This is a genomic window from Luteibacter sp. 9133, from assembly GCF_000800155.1.
Classification (GTDB): Bacteria; Pseudomonadota; Gammaproteobacteria; order Xanthomonadales; family Rhodanobacteraceae; genus Luteibacter; species Luteibacter mycovicinus.
The window spans coordinates 3,910,436-3,929,005 of the sequence record NZ_JUHO01000001.1 but is presented as its reverse complement, the minus strand read 5'-3'; the positions used below and the strand labels follow the sequence as shown (position 1 = coordinate 3,929,005).

The window sequence follows — 18,570 nt, the reverse complement described above, 5'->3', positions numbered from 1 at the left end:
GGGCATGTCCTCAGGGTCGGGCCGAGTCTCGCGCTCCGTGCGCTTCAGCGCAATCGCGCGCCGTAGAAATCGTTCACCCGGTCGACGTCCATACGCCAGCCGAACAGCTCGGACAGCCGGTCGGCTGCCAGCAGCTCGTCCTTCGGGCCCTCCGCGAACAAGGTGCCGTCACGCAGCATGACGATATGGCCGATCTCGGGGACGATTTCCTCGACATGATGGGTAACCAGCAGCAGCGTCGTTCCATCCTGAGCGAGTTCGCGCAGCAGGTCGAGGAAGCGCCGACGCGTACCCGGATCCAGTCCCGCACACGGTTCGTCGAGCAGGAGCGCGCGGGGCCGGTGCACGAGCGCGCGTGCGATCAGGACGCGCCGGGCTTCGCCCGTCGACAGCGTCGATACGTCGCGCGATACCAGGTGCGCCGCGCCGACACGCTGCAACGCCTGTCCGGCGCGCGAACGCATGTCGTCGGTCACGTCATGGTCGAGACCGAGCGTCATCGACGCGAAGAAGCCGGAGAGCACCGCGTTCAGTGCGGTCTCGCCGGATGCCTCGAGCTCGCGCCGAAGGTCCGCCGAGACCACGCCGAGCAGCGAGCGGAGTTCCGCGACGTTCCAGCGGTCGCGGCCGAAGACGCGGATCACGGGCGACGCGTCGTCATGCACGAGCGGGTACAGGCGCCGCTCGATCAGCTTGACCAGCGTGGACTTGCCCGAGCCGTTGGGCCCGAGAATGGCGGTGTGCTGGCCCGGCGCGATCGTCAGCGACACGGCGTCGAGCAGCGCACGACCTTCGCGGATCACGGTGGCCCGGTCGATGCCGAGCAGGGGAGTCTGGACGTCCATCGTCCGAGCATACCTTGTAGGATGCCGTCATCGAAGGAGACCACACATGCATCCACGACTTCCCAGCTGGCGCCTCGACGGCCGCACCGCACTCGTCACCGGCGCGAGTAAAGGCATCGGCTACGCCTGTGCGCGCGAACTCGCGGCCCTCGGTGCCGACGTGCTGCTCGTCGCGCGCGATGAACTGGTCTTGCAGGAAGTCCGCGACGAGCTGGCCGAGGAGTGTCCCGAGGTGGAAATCCTGGGCATGGCCGCCGATCTTTCCGACCAGGAAGACCGACTCGCCGTCTTCGACTGGGTAGTCGACCTCGACGTTGACCTGTCGATTCTCGTGAATAACGTCGGCGGCAACACGCCGCGTCCGACACTCGACTATTCGCCTGACGAATACCGTGCGCTCTTCGAGCTCAATGTGTTTTCGGCTTACGAGATGAGCCGCGCGGCGTACCCGCACCTGATCCAGCACGCGAATGCCGCGATCGTCAACGTCGGCTCGGTCTCGGGCATCACGCACGTGCGCACGGGCTCGCCGTATGGCATGACCAAGGCCGCGCTGCACCAGATGACGCGCAACCTTGCGGTGGAATGGGCTGAAGACGGCATTCGCGTCAACGCGGTGGCCCCGTGGTACATCCGGACACAGCGCAGCGAGCCCGCGCTGGCCGACCCGGAATACCTCGAGGAAGTGCTCGACCGCACGCCGATGGGACGTATCGGTGAGCCGGAAGAAGTAGCCGGCGCCGTCGCCTTTCTCTGCCTGCCCGCGTCCAGTTATGTCACGGGCGAGATCATCGCGGTGGACGGAGGATTTCTGCGCTACGGCTTCTGACGTTCGCCGGGCTCAGCCGCAGGCCTGAAGCTGCCGGCGAAGCGATGCGTCCTTCGCTTCGAGCGGCGGCTTATCGCTCTTGAACGCGTTGCGGATCGCCTTCTGGTTGGCATCGGCATCGTCGCGCAACACGCGGCAGGTCTCGTCGGGGCTCAGTGCACGGCACTGGTCCTGCACCCAGATGTAGTTGTTGTTGACGAGCGCGCCGACGCTGCCCTTGCCGCGGTTGAGCTCCGGTGCGGACGCGACCGCCGCGCGGCTGTTTCCGTAGGTATCACTCAATGTCCCCCCGAAATCGCCCACCACACCCGACGGTGCCAGATAAGGCTCCGGGTGGCCGTTATGGCTGGTGTACGGCTTGCCATCCGTCGCGCGGACGCAGCCGTACATGCGCGGTGGCAACGCGGCGGGTGCCGCCGGCGGTTCCGGGCTGTCGACGTCGTCGCGGGGCGGCGGTGCGCCGGGCATGGGAGCGACCTTGCCGTCAGCGGGAGCGGAGTCCACCAGCTGGATCGTCTCCTGACGCTGCGCTTTGGCGCACGGCGTCTGTTGGTAGATCGTCTGCCCTGCGGCGACACACTTGTATACCGTCTCCGCATGAAGCGCGGGGCCGGTCACCAGAGCGAGCATGGCGAGTGCGACGCGGGCAGGGCGCATGGTCAGAACTCGGCGATGTGGTCTTCGCCAGCCAGACCGATCGTCATCGCCCCTTCGCCGACGTTGACCATGCCCGTGATGCTCATGGGGCTCTCGAGGATTTCGACGCCGGCGTCGCCGCAGATGCGCGTGAGTGGGTGATATCCCGGCAGGTTGCGCATGTCGTCCAGGTCACCGCCGTAGCTGAGTGACAGCGAGGGCACGAGCAGTCCGGCCTGGACCCGCTTGGCGGCGTATTCGAACAGCACCTGCGCTCCGTGCTCGAAACCTCGGACCTTGCCGACCGGTCCGGTCTCGCCGCGATGCGCGCGGAGGATCGGTTTGATATCGAGCGCGGTGCCGAGCATCGAGCTGAGAAAGCTGACGCTGCGATCGCCCTTGCTCCGGGCGCGCGAGCGCAGGTAATTCAGATCGCGCGGAAGCATGTAGCCGTACGAGCAATCGGCGACATGAGCGGCGCGTTCACGCACTTCGGCGGGTGACTTGCCCGCCTGAATCATCCGCACGGTCTCCGCGACGGCCGGGCCGGAGCCCGCAAAGATATTGCGTGTATCGACCACCCGCATCAGGAAGGGCCCCGTGTGGCCCATGGCTTCACGGACCGGCCGGTAATTCTTCAGGATGGCGAAGCTGGCCTTGATCACGTTGTCGTGGATCGGGCTGCGCGTGGCCATGATCGTCAGGCAGACGACGCAGTCGAAGTCGCGGACCATGCGGTCGAGGAAAAGGTCCTGCACATCTTCAACCGAGCTTGCCTCGGTCTCCGCCGAATGACTGCGGCTACCCAGCTTCTGGTCGCGGAAGCGCTGGATCTCGGCAGGGTCGCGGTCGTCCTTGAACTTCTGGTCGTCGACCTTGACGGTGATCGGCATGACCGCGATGCCGTTGCGCTCCAGGAAGTCATGCGGCAGGTCACAGGCCGCGTCGATCGCCACTCCGATTCGCATCGGCACCACTCCCATTCACGGCTCGAGGCCTCGCGGCGCCCGAAACGCCCGCTGCGTTCCACTTCGCTCCGCTGGACCGGATGCTACACTTCGCCGAATGAATTTGGCATCTCCGCCGGCGTGGCGTCGCCGGTAACCGCGCCACCGGATTGTGAAGATCCCCCATGAAAACCAAGAACGAGATCGTCTCCAACTGGCTGCCCCGCTACACGGGCACGCCCCTGGAGGGCTTTGGCCGGCACATCCTGCTGACCAACTTCGGCCATTATGTCGAGCGCTTCGCCGCCGACCACGGCGTGGAAGTACGCGGACGCGACCGTGCCATGCCCAACGCCACCGCCGACGGCATCACCCTGATCAACTTCGGCATGGGCAGCCCCAACGCCGCGACCATCATGGACCTGCTCAGCGTGATCGAGCCGGAAGCCGTGCTGTTTCTCGGCAAGTGCGGCGGCCTCAAGCGCAAAAACGCCATCGGCGACCTGATCCTGCCGATCGCCGCCATCCGCGGCGAGGGCACGTCCAACGATTACCTGCTGCCCGAGGTCCCGGCGCTGCCGGCCTTCCAACTGCAGCGCGCCGTGTCCACCATGATCCGCGACCTCGGCCACGACTACTGGACCGGTACGGTCTACACGACCAACCGACGCGTCTGGGAGCATGACGAAGGCTTCAAGGACTACCTGCGTCGCACCCGCAGCATGGCCATCGACATGGAGACGGCCACGATCTTCGCCGCCGGCTTCGCCAATCACATCCCATGCGGCGCATTGCTGCTGGTCTCCGATCAGCCGATGATTCCCGAGGGCGTCAAGACGGAGTTCAGCGACGCGGCGGTCACGGCCAACTTCGTGGAGCGGCACATCAAGGTCGGCATCGAGGCACTGAAGCTGGTGCGGCGGCACGGGCGCAGCGTGAAGCACCTGCGCTTCGAGGACGACCAGGACTGACGTCGTCGGAAGAAAAGGACGAGGCGATCACGCTAGACGATCCCGGGGCGAAATTTCAGAATAATCGTATTCCGGTCATCGGTCGCCTCCTTTAGGGTCGGCTTCCCCACCTCAGAAGGAACGACGGCCATGCGAGTGCGCGATCTGATGCTCGGCGCGCTGGTGACGGTGATCTGGGGTAGTAATTTTTCGGTGATCGAAGCCGGCCTGCGTGACCTCGACCCGTTTCTCCTCACCGCGCTGCGATTTCTGATGACGGCGTTGCCGCTGGTTTTCTTCGTTCGTCGGCCGGTCGATGTTCCCTTGAGCGCCGTCGCCATCTACGGCGTTTTGTTCGGCGTGGGGCTATGGTTCGTGGTCAACCTCGCGATGTCGCAGGGCATGTCACCGGGGCTGTCGTCGCTGGTGCTTCAGTTCAGTGCGTTCTTTACGCTGTTGCTCAGCGCCGCAGTGCTTGGAGAACGCATTCGCGCACCGCAAGTCGCGGGCATGGTGCTGGCCGGTGGCGGCTTGCTGCTCGTAGTTAGCTATACGGAAGGAACGGTGACGACGCGTGGCGTGCTGCTGGTATTGCTCGCCGCGGTCAGCTGGAGCGTCTGCAATCTGATCGTGAAACGACACAAACCCGCCGATATGCTCGCCTTCATCGTCTGGTCGAGCGCGTTCTCCGCCCCGGCACTGCTCCTGCTGACATGGCTCGTGCGTGGCTCGGCTCCGTTCGTCGTGCTGAGTCACGGCATCGCCTTGCCCGCCGTAGGCTCCATTCTGTTTCAGGCATACGTCACGACGATCTTCGGCTACTTCATCTGGAACACGTTGATGAAGACCTATCCAGCAGCGACGGTGGCTCCGCTGTCGCTACTGGTCCCGGTCTCCGGCATCGCCACGTCGTGGCTGGTCTTCGACGAGCACTTCGCATCCGGCGTATGGCTCGGCATCGCGGTGATGCTCGCGGGTGTCGTCGTCTTCGTCCTCAGTCCACGCTGGGCACGCGCCCCGGTGATAGCCAACCCCGTTGGCGAACGCTGACGATTGCGAAATCGGTCCAGATTCTCAAGACAACCGGCAATCGTTTTTGCTAGCTTGTATCCGTTGCCTGCGGAGTAGCGATCCACGCGTCGCAGGCAACCATCGCTCAAAGCGGTGAGAAGCGCGGACCAAGGGTGTTGACGCACCACAAGGTCCGCTGACCCTAATCAACGCAGAAGGTTGACCATGGCTATGCCAAATACTAAGGCATTCTCACGCGTGCCGCTTCCCGGCGGCACTTCCCTCAACGGTTACCGGGCCGTCTGCCGACCTCGCAGACACGGTTGAAGAACCGCGGCGCCTGCCGTTGTCAGTTGAGTTTTTTCTTGCCGTAGCTATCCGGCGCGTTGCCGTGTGGCCGCAAGACAGCGACCGGCGCTGCGAACCACTTCTTGAACACACCGCCCGGCGTCCGGTGACGGACAGGCCGATGAGGCTCATCGTGCGAGCGATGGTGGCACGCCGTGCGTTTTGGCGTGCCACAACTCGGGGCGGGGTGAATCGCCAGCAGGGCTGGCTCCTACCAGAGCTGGGCCGCGTGCGGCATGCATGGAGATGACTATGGAAAAGTTTGGAGCGGTTGGCGAAGGGAGTTTTTGTATCGACCCCGAAGCGGGTGTCAATGCGTTGTTGAATGACGCTAGCGAGTTGTTGCAGTACGCGCGGGGCATGACCGATTTGCTCGTTGACTCTTTGCAGGAAGACGAAATTCCCGAGCGTCAGCGCACGTTGCTTGCGCTGGGTGGTGTCGGTGCGTTGATTACGATGGGTGTGCAGTGTGTGGCGCGGGCGCACGCGAAGATGGAGTGGGACAGGGTTTGATGTTGGTGCACCGCTGGCATGGACGGACGCAATGCATCGTTCGAGATGTCGATCGCTGAGGGTTCGCGAGCAGGCTCGCTCCTACATGAGCCAGGTGGCGTCAGCGTTCGGGGGGGCGTCGGCGTCTGGCGTTCCTGGAGCGATTCCGCACGGAGGCGAAGGCCGGAGGAGGACTTAGCGACAGGAATGGCAGACGCCGACGCCCCTTGCCGCGAGGCCAGGCTTTGAAGCGACCGCGAAGGCGAAGCCGAGCCAGCCCGTAGGCCCCCCCCCTTAGTCGCTTCGTTGGCTTTCGCCCGCAAGGCGGGCTCCTACAGGTGCAGGTTTCGGCGACGCCCTTGCCGCGAGGCAAAAAAAGCCGCCCGTGGGAGCGGACGGCGATTCCGGGGAGATTTGCAAGGCGGCGCGTCCGGGAGGAACGCGCGCCCTGTCTTCTTGTGGTGGAGCTTAAAGCGAGAAGTCGTACTCGGCCGACAGCTGCACGTAACGCGGCTGCTGGAAGCTGGTCGGGATCTTGTACGTGGTGTCGGACAGCGAATTGCCGTTGTTGTCCTCACCCACTTCGTTGATCGAGGTGGTGTGCTGCTTGTTGAAGATGTTGAACACGTTGGCCGAGATCGTCACGCCCTTCGCCCATTCCGGCTTATAGGTCGCGTTGAGGTCGATGTTCCAGTACGTCGGCGTGCGACCCACCGAGCCACGCTTCACGACCATGCCGCTGCAGTAGAGGTAAGCGCCGCCACCGTAGCCACCGATGGTGCCGTCGATCGGGTTCAGGCCGTAGCAGTTTTCCGGACGACCGGTCTGCAGGATGCCGTTCGCGCCGACGAGCCACTGGTTGTTGATCTGCCAGGCGCCATAGATCTTGAAGGTGTGCTTGCGATCGTTCGGGAGGTAACCGTTCGAGCCGGCCATGATCTCCGGATAATCGAACAGCTCGGTCGTGCCGGTGTCGGCCTGGCCGTTGGACGAGTCGACGCCACCTTCCGAGTTGCCACGGGTGTGCGACCACACGTACGACGCCTTCATGTACCAGGTGTTGTCGAAGTTGCGCTCGGCGGTCAGCTGCATCGCCATGTACGAGCGCTTATAGCTCGGCTCGCCCACGGCCGAACCCGGCAGGTGGATGTCGTACAGCGTACCGGTCGCATCGACCGGCGTGCGCAGGGTCACCGAGCTGCCCGGGTTGAAGATGTAGCAACCCGGTACGTTCGCCGCCGCCGGCGAGAGGCTGGTCGTGTCGAGGTTCAGGCCGTACTGCGCATTGGCGGCCGCGGCGATCGGACGGAAGTCGCAGGAGTCGTCGATACCCGTGAGGATCTTCCGGTAGATCGCCTTGGCGCCGAACGTCCAGTCGGCCACCTGCTGTTCGGCACCGAGGATGAACTCGCGCTGCTTGAACGGCTTCAGGTCCTTGGTGGCGACGGCGCCCGGGTTCGGCACGACACCGGCTTCGCCGTTGGCGTACTGGGTCACGGCACGTGCCGGGTTGGCGGCCGCGTAGGCGTCGGAGACCGGACCCAGGCCCGTCGGCGCGCCGGTGACCGGATCGATACCCGTGTAGCTGAAATAGCGGATCTGGTACAGCGAGGCGGCCGCGCCGCGCAGGGCCACGTTGCCGTCCAGCGGCAGCGAGTAGTCGCCGGCGCTGCCGTAGACCTTCAGCGTTGAGTCGCCGTGGACGTCCCACGAGAAGCCGAGTCGCGGCTGCCAGCTGTGCACCTGGCTGACATAGGTCTGGCCGAGGCTGTTGGTGTTGTTGAAGCCGTCGTTACGCACGCCGATACGTGCGACGAAGTTGTCCGTGATGTGCCAGTTGTCCTGCAGGTAGTAGGACTTCTGCGTGATGCCGACCTTCGCGCCCGTGGCGAACACCGCCTGCTTGACCACGTTGTCCGCCGGGTCGATGCCCGGGGTATGACCCAGGATGTCTTCGGGGATCGGCTGGTACGTGTAGATCGAGCCGCCCTCGTACGCCGTACCCGTGTCGGTGGTGAAATGGTCGCGTGCCCAGCCGGCCTTCAGCTCGTGATCGCCGATGTGATATTCGAAGTCGATGCGACCGGCATTGCGCTTGTCTTCGCCATTCGGCGTGGTGAGTTCGCCCGCGGAGGTGAACGAGCAATGCGGTGCGGCAGGCACCGAGCCGGCCACGACCGGCGAGCGCTGGTCGACGATCGTCGGGCAGCCCGGCGAGTTGACGGCGTTATAGATGTCGCCATCGTACTCTTCGACCGTGCCATCGGCGGTGGTGGCGCGCTCGACGCGCTTGTTGGTGCTCCTGCCGTACTGCGCAGAGATCGTGAAGTCATCCGTGATGTAGCTGGTGTACTTTAGGATGTTGTTCATGCCGCCGGTCTTGTCGTACTGCTGACCGAGGTAGTCGCCACGATGCGGCTGGCCGTTTTCGTCGTAGTTGTAGCCGTAGATGCTCTGCTGCGTGGTGCTCGTGTCGCTGAAGCCGGTGTATTCGAGGATGTTGCTCTCGTTGATGTTCCAGTCGAGCTTGACCAGGTAGCGCGGGTCCTTGATCGTGGTCTTGTTGAAGCTGCCGCCACCGGTGGCGTCGCCATAATGCTCGTCCGCCGTGCGCGTACCGCCGACGAGGGCGAACATGAACAGCTTGTCCTTGATCAGCGGGCCGCCGAGCCAGGCGTTCCAGCGCTGGCCGAAGTCGGTCGCGTTGCCGCTGCCGTTGTTACCGATCACGTAGTTGCTGTTGTGGCGGTTGTTCTGGTTGAGCGCGCCGTTCTGCAGGTAGATGTTCGGCTGGTTGGCCTGCAGCTGGTACGGGTTCCAGGTGAAGTCGATACCGCCCTTCCACTCGTTGGTACCGCGCTTGGTGTTGACCGAGATCACGCCGCCGGTGGAGTTGCCGTACTCGGCGCCGTAACCGCCGTCCTGGATCTCTTCCTGGTCGATGGCTTCGAACGGCACCTGCGCGTAGGTCAGGCTCTGGAAGAAGTTGGTGACGTTGAAACCGTTGACGTAATAGCTGTTCTCGGCAACCGAAGCGCCGCCGAACGAGGCCAGGTTGCCGAAGGCGCTGTCGCCCTTGGTCGCGCCCGGGGCGAGAAGCGCCACGGCGGTCTGGTTACGTGCGAGCGGCAGCTGCTTTATCTGTTCGGCCGTCATCACCGTGTTGGTCTGACTGGACGTGATGTCGATCGGCGGCAGCGCGTTGGCCGTCACCGAGACAGTGGTCAGGTCCTGTGCGCCAGCGGCGGCCGCGGGTGCGGCGAGGTTGAGGTTGAAGCCCTGGCCCGCGACGATGGTGATCGTGCGCGTCGTGCTCTGACCGCCGGTGGTCGAGGTGATCTTGTAATCGCCCGGTGGCAGCGACGAAATGTTGAAGCGGCCGTCGCTACCGACGGTGGCGCTGCGGCTGAGGCCGCTGCCGTTGTTGACGGCGGTGACCTGGGCACCGGCGTCCGCCGTGCCGTAGACACCGCCGACGGTGCTCTGTGCGAACGACGCGGCGCTGACGATGCCGAGCCCGACCGCGATGGCGAGCGAAAGCGAACGCCGCCGTGAGCGGTCCGATGAATGACGCAGCTGCATGTAGATCTCCCCGGCCACTGGCCAAATGCTTCAAGCCGCGCCGCCGTCGGCAGAGGGCGGTCGCGGAGTCGTGACTCAATCGAAATGGCCGTCCGGGCCCCTTGGTGGTGTCGACATCCTCCGCATCGAAACACCGCATGTGCGACTTAACGAAACCGCAACAAGCACGGCGAAGCTAAGGCTCGGCGAGGGATGCACTCAAGGGGAGTTGCATGAACGAAATACCTTGCCCCGCTTGTGCGCGGTCGAATCGCAAGGGTCTTGTGCGTGCGCAAAAACATGCATCCGCGTCCGGGCGGGCGTTCGTCCGTGTACGCACGTAAGAACACGTCGACGACGTTATCGCGTGGATGAAACAAGTTTCATCAAAGCAGAATTCTGCGTAAGCCTTGCGAGGTGTTTTCAGCTTTCAACCGGCTTTCAGTCGGCTTCCATATAAAAAAAGGCCGCTCGGGAATAGCGGCCAATATCCGGGGAAACTGCCTCTTTTGTTGTTATGTCGTTATCGGATCAGAGCGTGAAGTCGTAACGCGCGCCGAGGCGGACGTAACGCGGGTCCTGGAAGGAACGTGCGCGCTTGTACTGCGGGTTGGGGAGACCGGATGCCGTCTCGCCCGTCTCGTACACCTGCGTCACTTCCTGCTTGCCGAGCAGGTTGAATACGTCGACGGTGAAGGACAGCTTGTGTTCGGCGAATGCCGGCTTCCAGGCTGCGCTCACGTCCATCGTGTACGTCCACGGCGTACGGCCCCTGGATCCGCGCGGCGAAGGTTCGCCATTGCACCAGAAGTAGTTGGCACCATAGCCGTACGGATCGCCACCCACGGAAAGGGGACGGGTCCCCAGGCAGCTGATCGGTGCGCCCGAACTCACGCGGGTAACGGTCGAGAACTGCCAATCGTCAGAGAGTACGTAGGTGCCGTACACACGGAGCTGATGCTTGTGATCGTTCGGCAGATCGCCGTTGGTGTTTTCCATGATCGCCGGGAAGTCCCAGCTTTCCGTGGTGGACACGTCGGCCTGCACGATGTTCGAGTCCAGCTGGCCCTCGGAGTTACCGTAGCTGCGCGAGTACGTGTAGTCGATCTTGCCGTACCACTTGTCGGCGAACTGATGCTCCGCGTACAGGTCGAGCATGTAATAGGAGCGCTTCGGCTTCGGCTCGCCGATGTCCTTGGCGGATAGCGGAATGTCGAGATACTGACCGTCGGACGGCGAAACCACGAAGGTATTCGCGCGGCCCGGGTTGTACAGCCAGCAGCCCGTGCTGCGGGCGATACCGGCAGCCACCTGATCGCCGAGTCCGTTGGCATCGCCCCAGGCCTGAAGCGGTGCGGAATCGCAGGTGTCGTCGATCAGGCTGCGCAGTTTGCGGTACATGGCCTTTGCGCCGACGACCCACGTGTCCCCGAGCTGCTTGTCGAAGCCTGCGATGTACTCGTCCTGGTAGTACGAATGCAGCTGGCGGGACGATACCGTTTTGGCATCGGGCGGCGTGCCATTCGCGCCATTCAGGTAATAGGTGCCGGAATAGGCGCCTGTGCCGAGACCGGTCGGTATGCCCGTTGTCGGATCGATACCCGTGAAGCTGTAGATGTTGGATGGGTACGTCGAGGGGCCGGCGCCACGAACCGCCACCGACGTCGGCAGCCCGAGATGGTAGCGACCGGCATTGGCGTACACCTTCAGTGAACTGTCACCGTACACGTCCCATGAAACGCCCAGGCGGGGATCGAGCTGATGACGCGAGCGCGCGTAGGCCTGGCCGAGGCCGTTGTAGTTCGAGAACTGCTCATTGCGCAGGCCGACGTACGAGTGCCAGCGGTCGGTGATCTGCCAGTTGTCCTCGACGAATTGCGAGCGTTGATTGGTCCGCGCCGAAGCGCCCGTCGAAAGGGCGGTGGATTCGACGTAGTAGCCGTTGGGGAAGTTCGCCGGGTTGTACAGGCTCGGGTCGAGGCCCAGATTGATGAGCCGCTGCTGGATGGAGCTTCCATCACCGACATCGTTGTAGGTGTAGGAAGTGCCGCCCACCGGCACGGCGCCCCACGTCGCGCGAAGCACGTAGTTGTCGACGCCGGCGCGCAGATCGTGGTCTCCGACCCGCCATTCGATGTTCGCACTCCAGCCCTTCGTGCTGTCCTTCGAACCCGGATAGAGAATCGTGCTCGAGCCTACGGTGCAACCCGTCTGCTTGTTGCTGGCGAACTCCACTCGCGCGTCGGTGATGGAGGGACATGCGATGCCGGAAGCGCCATTGATATCCTGCTCATGATCGGAATGCGCTCTGCCGTACATGCCGTTGATCGTGAGATCGTCAGTAAGGTAGCCGGTGTAGTGAGCGATGTAGGTATCGCCGCCTGGCGTGCCGTTCGTCTGCGTTCCGTTGTAGTTCTTGGTGTACTGGTGACCGAGATACGCGCCCTGGCCGGTCTGGTAGCTGTAGCCGAAGATCGATGCATCCGTCGTTTCGCTGTCGCCGATGCCGGTCAGCTCGAGGATGTTGTTGTCGGTGATGTTCCAGTCCAGCTTGGTCAGCCAACGCGTGGTTTTGGCCGTGTCGCGTTCCTGGTCGCTGACCGTGTTCGGGCCGGTGTAGTCGCCCGTCTGCTTGATCCAGTCCGCCGCGGCGAAGATGAAGAGCTTGTCCTTGACCAGTGCGCCGCCGATGGACCCGGAATACTGCAGGTTGTCCTGATTGCGCTGGACATAGGGGTTGCCCTTCTGGAACAGCGTGCCATCCGTCTGGTAAATGCTGCGCGGCGTCTGTTGCAGGCTGGAGGGCGACCACAGGACCTGGATGTCGCCCTTCCACTCGTTCGTGCCGCGCTTCGATACGACGTTGATCACGCCACCGGTCGAGCGGCCGTACTCCGCACCGTAACCACCGATCAGCACCTGCTCCTGATCGATCGCGTCGTAGGGCAGCTGGCGCGAGCTGACGCCGGTCAGCGGATTGGTGACCTGAAAACCGTTGATGTAGTAAGCGTTCTCGGAAGCGGACGAGCCGCCGAACGAAAGCGCGTTGCCGTAGCCGCGTGCCGCGGGCGTGGTGCCCGGGGCGAGCAGGGCGACCGAGCTGATCGACGTGCGCGCGATGGGCAGCTTGGACAGCTGATCGGCGGTGAGCACGGTGCGCGAGTCGACCGAGCTGACGTCGATGCTCGGCAGCGCGTTGGCGGTGACCTGCACGCCGCCGAGGCTGGTCGCATCGCTGCCCGTCGGCGCGGCTGAGAATGAAACGTCGGTACCCTGGCTGATCTGGGTCTGTACGCCCTTGTGCGAATCGACGGTCGTGCCAGCGTGTATCAGGGTGACGTCGTAAGTGCCGATCGGCAGCGAGTTGGCGCGATAGCGACCGCCCGAATCGACGGTGATATCGCGGCGCAGGCCGGTGTCCTTGCTTTCGATATGGACGACATCGCCCGGTGTGGCGGAACCGAAAATCGAGCCGGTGGCGTTGCTCTGTGCGAGCGCGCCACCGGCGGCGCCGGCGGTGACCGCGAAGGCGACGGCAAGGGCGAGCTTGCGGCGTGCCGGGGCGGTGGAACGGGTGTGGTGCTGCATGAAAACGGCCCTCCTGATGTAACGCATGACGAAAACCGGGACAAGAAACCCCATACCCACGCGGCACGTGGGCAGGCCGCCTTTTCGAGGCGGTGGAATCACCGGAATGGAAAGAATGGTTGTTCGGCCGTACGCCTCTTAGCGGGCGCGCGGCGTCACGTCGTCAATCGAAAAGGGGTGCGAGCGAGCGCGTGTGGTGCATGTCGGTTCTCCCCAAAGAACTGCAAATGTCGTCCCTTACCGCAAATCGCCGCCGCCCGTTACGTCCCCACGAGTCGGCCGGTCGATGGCCCTGATCCCAGCGCGTGAAAATAACGTAAACCCCTAATAACTATGGGAACAATAGGAATAAATCCTAAGCAGGTATTTGCGGGGAAAGGCGTTTTTTTGCGCCTTTCCACGGGCTTTCGGGAGTCTTTCGACGGCCGCTGCCCGCGCGGACGGAAATGGGTGCGAAATGGCCTTCCGTTCATCGCCCGTCAGACGATGAGGCTTGCCTGAAATCCGCACCATCGCTAGCTTTCCCTGATGTCGTTAGTCATCACCATCCTCATCCTCCTTCTCGTCATCGCGCTTTCCGGCGCGATCGTCCGCGTCCTTCCGATCCGCTTGCCGCTACCGCTGATCCAGATCGCGTTAGGGGCGCTGCTCGCACGTCCTTTCGGCCTGCATGTGGAGTTCGACCACGAGCTGTTCTTCCTGCTGTTCATTCCGCCGCTTCTGTTCGCCGACGGGTGGCGCATTCCGAAGCGCGAACTGTTCCTCCTGCGCGGCCCGATCCTCGCCCTGGCGATCGGTCTGGTCTTCTTCACCATCGTCGGGGTCGGCTACTTCGTCCACTGGATGATTCCGACGGTGCCTCTGGCGGTAGCGTTCGCGCTGGCCGCCGTGCTGTCGCCTACCGATGCCGTGGCCGTTTCCTCGATCAGCGGTGAGTCGCCGATTCCGCCGCGCCTGATGCATATCCTCTCCGGCGAAGCCCTGCTCAACGATGCATCCGGTCTGGTGGCGCTGCAGTTCGCTATCGCCGCCGAGATGACCGGCAAGTTTTCGCTGATATCCGCCACGGGCGACTTCGTGGTGATGGCCCTGGGTGGCCTCGCGGCGGGCGTGCTCGTGGGCCTCGGCTTCGGTCTGTTCCGTCGCCGGCTGGTGCGCTGGAGTGGCGAAGTGGATCCGGCGGCCCAGGTGGCTTTGCTGCTTTTGCTGCCATTCGCGGCTTATCTGCTCGCCGAGCATTTCGGTGTCTCCGGCATCCTCGCCGCCGTGGCGGCGGGCATGAGCATGAACTACACCGACGTGATGAAGGGTGGCTACGTCGCCACGCGCATGCAGAGCCGGGCTGTCTGGGAGATGGTGGAGTTCACCTTCAACGGCATCATCTTCCTGCTGCTGGGATTGCAGCTTCCCGCCATCGTCGACGGGGCGAAGGTCGATATCGCGCAGGCGGGCGGTGGTCCGCTGTGGCATCTCGCCGCCTATGTCGTGGCGATCACCCTGGCGCTGGTGTTGCTTCGTTTCATCTGGGTGTGGGTGTCGTTGCGCTTCGTGTTCATGCGCGCGCTGCACCGTGGCGAGAAGCGCCCCCCGGTGGGCACGCGGCTGGTATGGACGACGGCGCTGGCCGGCGTGCGTGGCGCCATCACACTGGCGGGTGTGCTCTCCCTCCCACTGATGAAGAGCGAAAACATCCCGTTCCCGACGCGCGACCTGATGATCTTTCTCGCCTCGGGCGTGATTCTCTGCACGCTGGTGTTCGGCGCGATCGGGCTACCGCTCTCGGTCAAGGGTCTGAAACTGCCTGGCGAGGATCCGCGCGTGCGGGAAGAGCGCAAGGCGCGTGCCCTGGCGGCGGAGGCGGCGATTCGCAGCATCGAGAAGGAGCAGCAGCGTGTGCAGGAGGGTGGTGACGAGAACGCCATCGCGCTGGCCTCACGCATCGCGGCACGCGTCATGGGCGATTACCAGCAGCGCCTCGAAGCGGCGGGCGAGGAAGGCGACGTCCCGGAGAAGGCCCGTGCGGAGGCGGGTACCGAGCGGGTGATGCGTCTCGCCGCACTGCGTGCCGAACGGCGCGAGCTCCACGAGCTGCGCCGCAACCACACGATCAACGACGAAACGCTGCGCAATCTGGTCCGCGAGGTGGACCTGGCCGAGGCGTCGCTCACCGGGCTGCATTCCGGTTGAGCGGACGCCGGCTCGCGTTTCAGAGGCCGAAGAACAGCTCGCTGGTCCTGACGCTGGATGCGGTCAGGGCCTCCTTCGACTCGCCCCGGTCTTTCGCTACCTCGTCGCGGATATGCGCAAGGTACATCGGTTCGTTACGGCGGTCCTTCGGCATGGGGCGGATGGTCCGCGGCAGCAGGTAGGGCGAGTCGGTCTCGAGCATGAGCCGGTCCGCCGGAATCAGCTTGACCAGCTCGCGCAGGTGCGCGCCGCGGCGTTCATCGCAGATCCATCCCGTGATGCCGATATGGCAGTCGAGTTCGAGGTAGTCGCGCAGCGCGTCGCCGGTGTCGGTGAAGCAATGGACGACGGCGGCCGGGACCCGGTCTCGGTAGCGCTTCAGGATGGCGAGGAAGTCGTGGTGGGCATCGCGCTGGTGCAGGAAGAGCGGCTTGCCGACCTCCACGGCGATGGCGAGCTGCCGCTCGAATACCTCGCGCTGGACCTCGCGCGGTGAATAGTTGCGGTTGTAGTCGAGCCCCGTCTCGCCGACCGCCCGAACTTCCGGCTCGCGTGCCCATTGGCGAAGGAGGGCGTCGGTCGCGTCGTCATAGTCGATGGCGTGATGCGGGTGCACGCCGGCGGTGGCGAAAAGTCGGCCGCCGCTGGCCTTCGCCATGGCCAGGGCGTGCTCGCTTCCCTCGCGTGACGCTCCCGTTACCACCATCCGGCCGACCCCATGGGCGCTGGCACGGGCAAGCATGTCATCGAAATCCTGCCGGAACGATTCGTGGGTGAGGTTGGCGCCGATGTCGATCAAGTCCATGAATTGGTTCGCTTTGGTGCATGTGTTTGAATACGGCGCGCGCGTGTTATTCCCGCGCAAGGCCATGAATTGACAAGCATATGGACGTCCGATCCTGGCTATCCCGGGGTTTCCCGCCTAGGCCGTTCGGATGATGTCCGTCATCGCGTCAAATTATTGACGTTCGTATTTTCCTACTGCTAGGTTCCCCAGACGGTCCTCATGAAGAGGGCGCAGAGGGAGTTCAGAAGGATCTCAAAAAAACCTTTTTTCAGGGGACGTCCCGGAGACGTCAAAAAGGAAGGGGACCGGCAAGCGGTCGCCTGCAGCAATACCACGGGCAGAGGGTAGTGCAGATGGTAAATCGGATCGCCGCGGGGACGTTCGTCGCCTCGCTCCTCCTGGGCATCGCGCCCGGGATCTTCGCAACCGGGGCGGATGCGCCCAGAGCGACTTTCGACGTCAGCAGCCTGCGTGCGCCAGGCGGCTACGACCGTTTCATCGTCACCTATCGCGACGGCACCACCGAACGCGTCAGCGCTTCCGCGGCGGCACAGTCCGTCGGCGCGGCACTCTCGCGTACCGCAGGGACATCCAGTCAGTTGCGTGCCGGCAAGGTCGCCGCGATCCAGGCCGTCTACGGACGCAAACTGGCCACCGGTTCCGACCTGATACGCACGTCGCGCAAGCTGACGCGCACCGAGGCGGACACGCTGATCCGGCAGATCGCCGCCGACCCGGCGGTGAAGCACGTCGAGCCGGACGCGATGATGCAGAAGATCGATGACATTCGTGCGACGGATGTCACCCCGGTCGTCGTCAACGACCCGTACTACGCCGGCTACCAGTGGCATTTCCGGCCGCCGACCGGCACCGCCGAGAAGATCGGTTCCGACGCCACCAGCTACGCCAATCGCGGCGGCAGCAACGTGGCCAATGCGTGGAACCTCGCGGATGGCACCGGCGTGACCGTCGCCGTGCTGGACACCGGCATCACGCAGCATCCCGACATCGACCTGTCGCTCGCCGACGCGGGTTACGACTTCATCTCCGACGGCTTCGTCTCCGGACGCAGCACGGATGCGCGTGCGCCCGGTGGCTGGGACACCGGCGACTGGACCACCGAGGACAAGTACCTGCTGGCCAACGGCGGGTGCATCGATCCGTCGGCGGGCGACGAGCAGGAGGATTCCAGCTGGCACGGCACGCACGTGTCCGGAACGATCGCCGAACTCAGCAACAACGCCACCGGCATGGCCGGCATCGCGTACAAGGCGAAAGTCCTGCCGGTCCGCGTGCTCGGCCACTGCGGCGGCTACACCTCCGACATCGCCGATGCGATCGTCTGGGCGTCGGGCGGCCACGTCGACGGCGTGCCGGACAATACGCATCCCGCGCAGGTCATCAACATGAGCCTGGGCGGCGGCGGTTCCTGCGCGGACGACGCGGTGACCTCGGATGCCATCGCCTCGGCGATCTCGCGTGGTACGACCGTGGTGGTCGCGGCGGGTAACTCGGGTGCGGACGCGACGAACTACTCGCCCGCCAGCTGCCCCGGTGCGCTCACCGTGGCTTCCAACGGCATCGCGGGCAAGCGCGCCTACTACTCGAACTACGGCAGCAAGGTCGCCCTGTCGGCACCGGGTGGTGGCATCTACGCCAACGACGGCACGACGGGTTCGCCGGTACAGGCCGGTTTCATCTGGTCGGCGATCAACAACGGCACGCATGAGCCGACCACCGCCGCTTACGGCGGCATGGCTGGCACGTCGCAGGCCACACCGCACGTCGCGGGCTCCGTCGCGCTGATCCTGTCGGCGACCAGGGCCGCCGGTGTGGCGACGCCGACGCCGGCCGAGATCCGCACGCTGCTGACCTCGACCGCGACGCCATTCCCGGTTACGCCGGACAAGGCGATCGGTGCCGGCATCCTCGATGCCTACGCCGCCGTCAACAAGGCGCTGGGCAATGACGCGCCTGGCGAGCCGGGCGACGGCGACGCCACCGCGCTCAGCAACGGCGTCGCGCTGACCGGTCAGACCGGCCGTGCGAACGGCACGCTGGTCTATCGCATCGATGTGCCGGCGGGTGCGCGGTCGCTGGCGCTGCGCAGCTTCGGCGGCAGCGGCGATGTGTCGCTCTACGTGAAAAACGGCGAAGCCGCTTCGTCGACCGCGTACGACTACCGGTCGGTGAAGCCGTCCACGAACAACGAAGCGGTGACGGTCGCCCGTCCCGCGGCGGGTACCTGGTACGTGACCGTGGTGGGGGTGAAGGACTTCGCCAACGTCACGGTGCAAGCGAGTTTCACCGCGCCATGAGTAACGACCCACCGACGCGCGATGCGTCGGTGGGTCCGGATTGGCGTTGAGGGGAACGTCGAATCCTGGGG

General features: G+C 64.4%; 12 protein-coding genes. 6 read left to right on the top strand and 6 right to left on the bottom strand.

Annotated features, from left to right (window positions below; translation table 11 throughout):
- Positions 1-44 precede the first annotated feature (44 nt).
- On the bottom strand, positions 45-845 hold the full coding sequence (locus FA87_RS17160) for an ATP-binding cassette domain-containing protein (protein ID WP_197062439.1): 801 nt from the start codon (positions 843-845) through the stop codon (positions 45-47).
- A gap of 46 nt (positions 846-891) precedes the next feature.
- On the opposite strand from FA87_RS17160, the gene FA87_RS17155 reads away from it, so the two are divergent.
- Positions 892-1,674 carry an SDR family oxidoreductase gene (locus FA87_RS17155; protein ID WP_043696263.1) on the top strand — a complete coding sequence of 261 codons (783 nt, stop codon included), beginning with the start codon at positions 892-894 and terminating at the stop codon, positions 1,672-1,674.
- Positions 1,675-1,686: 12 nt separating this feature from the next.
- Here FA87_RS17155 and FA87_RS17150 read toward each other — a convergent pair whose 3' ends face one another.
- Entirely contained in the window at positions 1,687-2,331 is a 645-nt protein-coding gene (locus FA87_RS17150) for a DUF4124 domain-containing protein (RefSeq protein ID WP_043696261.1), read from the bottom strand.
- A gap of 2 nt (positions 2,332-2,333) precedes the next feature.
- A complete protein-coding gene (locus tag FA87_RS17145; RefSeq protein ID WP_036117014.1) occupies positions 2,334-3,278 on the bottom strand; it encodes a DegV family protein in 945 nt (314 codons plus the stop codon).
- Between the two features lie 164 nt (positions 3,279-3,442).
- On the opposite strand from FA87_RS17145, the gene FA87_RS17140 reads away from it, so the two are divergent.
- The 3 genes from FA87_RS17140 (at position 3,443) to FA87_RS17130 (ending at position 6,079) form a co-directional block, all read left to right on the top strand.
- A complete protein-coding gene (locus FA87_RS17140) occupies positions 3,443-4,228 on the top strand; it encodes an AMP nucleosidase (RefSeq protein WP_043696259.1) in 786 nt (261 codons plus the stop codon).
- Between the two features lie 129 nt (positions 4,229-4,357).
- The gene (locus FA87_RS17135; RefSeq protein ID WP_043696256.1) at positions 4,358-5,257 is read left to right on the top strand and encodes an EamA family transporter; all 900 of its coding nucleotides are present in this window, start codon (positions 4,358-4,360) and stop codon (positions 5,255-5,257) included.
- Between the two features lie 561 nt (positions 5,258-5,818).
- Entirely contained in the window at positions 5,819-6,079 is a 261-nt protein-coding gene (locus tag FA87_RS17130; protein ID WP_043696253.1) for a hypothetical protein, read from the top strand.
- Between the two features lie 447 nt (positions 6,080-6,526).
- On the opposite strand, the gene FA87_RS17125 is transcribed toward FA87_RS17130, so the two are convergent.
- Both FA87_RS17125 and FA87_RS17120 read right to left on the bottom strand, forming a co-directional pair.
- On the bottom strand, positions 6,527-9,640 hold the full coding sequence (locus FA87_RS17125; RefSeq protein WP_156128588.1) for a TonB-dependent receptor: 3,114 nt from the start codon (positions 9,638-9,640) through the stop codon (positions 6,527-6,529).
- 510 nt (positions 9,641-10,150) lie between these two features.
- Positions 10,151-13,207, bottom strand: coding sequence for a TonB-dependent receptor (locus FA87_RS17120; protein WP_043696247.1), 3,057 nt, complete (start codon positions 13,205-13,207; stop codon positions 10,151-10,153).
- Between the two features lie 528 nt (positions 13,208-13,735).
- On the opposite strand from FA87_RS17120, the gene FA87_RS17115 reads away from it, so the two are divergent.
- Positions 13,736-15,394 carry a Na+/H+ antiporter gene (locus FA87_RS17115; RefSeq protein ID WP_043696245.1) on the top strand — a complete coding sequence of 553 codons (1,659 nt, stop codon included), beginning with the start codon at positions 13,736-13,738 and terminating at the stop codon, positions 15,392-15,394.
- A gap of 19 nt (positions 15,395-15,413) precedes the next feature.
- Here the strand turns inward: FA87_RS17115 and FA87_RS17110 are convergent, their stop codons facing one another.
- Complete coding sequence (locus tag FA87_RS17110) at positions 15,414-16,199, bottom strand: TatD family hydrolase (RefSeq protein ID WP_036109840.1); 786 nt, start codon at positions 16,197-16,199, stop codon at positions 15,414-15,416.
- Positions 16,200-16,534: 335 nt separating this feature from the next.
- Between FA87_RS17110 and FA87_RS17105 the strand changes: the two genes are divergently transcribed.
- Positions 16,535-18,499, top strand: a complete 1,965-nt coding sequence (locus tag FA87_RS17105) for a S8 family serine peptidase (protein WP_043696242.1) — start codon at positions 16,535-16,537, stop codon at positions 18,497-18,499.
- Positions 18,500-18,570: the final 71 nt, after the last annotated feature.

What these genes read in the sequence shown, in the direction of transcription:
- FA87_RS17160 (WP_197062439.1), bottom strand. Translation starts at nt 845, where the DNA reads ATGGACGTCCAGACTCCCCTGCTCGGCATCGACCGGGCCACCGTGATC.
- FA87_RS17155 (WP_043696263.1), top strand. Translation starts at nt 892, where the DNA reads ATGCATCCACGACTTCCCAGCTGGCGCCTCGACGGCCGCACCGCACTC.
- FA87_RS17150 (WP_043696261.1), bottom strand. Translation starts at nt 2,331, where the DNA reads ATGCGCCCTGCCCGCGTCGCACTCGCCATGCTCGCTCTGGTGACCGGC.
- FA87_RS17145 (WP_036117014.1), bottom strand. Translation starts at nt 3,278, where the DNA reads ATGCGAATCGGAGTGGCGATCGACGCGGCCTGTGACCTGCCGCATGAC.
- FA87_RS17140 (WP_043696259.1), top strand. Translation starts at nt 3,443, where the DNA reads ATGAAAACCAAGAACGAGATCGTCTCCAACTGGCTGCCCCGCTACACG.
- FA87_RS17135 (WP_043696256.1), top strand. Translation starts at nt 4,358, where the DNA reads ATGCGAGTGCGCGATCTGATGCTCGGCGCGCTGGTGACGGTGATCTGG.
- FA87_RS17130 (WP_043696253.1), top strand. Translation starts at nt 5,819, where the DNA reads ATGGAAAAGTTTGGAGCGGTTGGCGAAGGGAGTTTTTGTATCGACCCC.
- FA87_RS17125 (WP_156128588.1), bottom strand. Translation starts at nt 9,640, where the DNA reads ATGCAGCTGCGTCATTCATCGGACCGCTCACGGCGGCGTTCGCTTTCG.
- FA87_RS17120 (WP_043696247.1), bottom strand. Translation starts at nt 13,207, where the DNA reads ATGCAGCACCACACCCGTTCCACCGCCCCGGCACGCCGCAAGCTCGCC.
- FA87_RS17115 (WP_043696245.1), top strand. Translation starts at nt 13,736, where the DNA reads ATGTCGTTAGTCATCACCATCCTCATCCTCCTTCTCGTCATCGCGCTT.
- FA87_RS17110 (WP_036109840.1), bottom strand. Translation starts at nt 16,199, where the DNA reads ATGGACTTGATCGACATCGGCGCCAACCTCACCCACGAATCGTTCCGG.
- FA87_RS17105 (WP_043696242.1), top strand. Translation starts at nt 16,535, where the DNA reads ATGGTAAATCGGATCGCCGCGGGGACGTTCGTCGCCTCGCTCCTCCTG.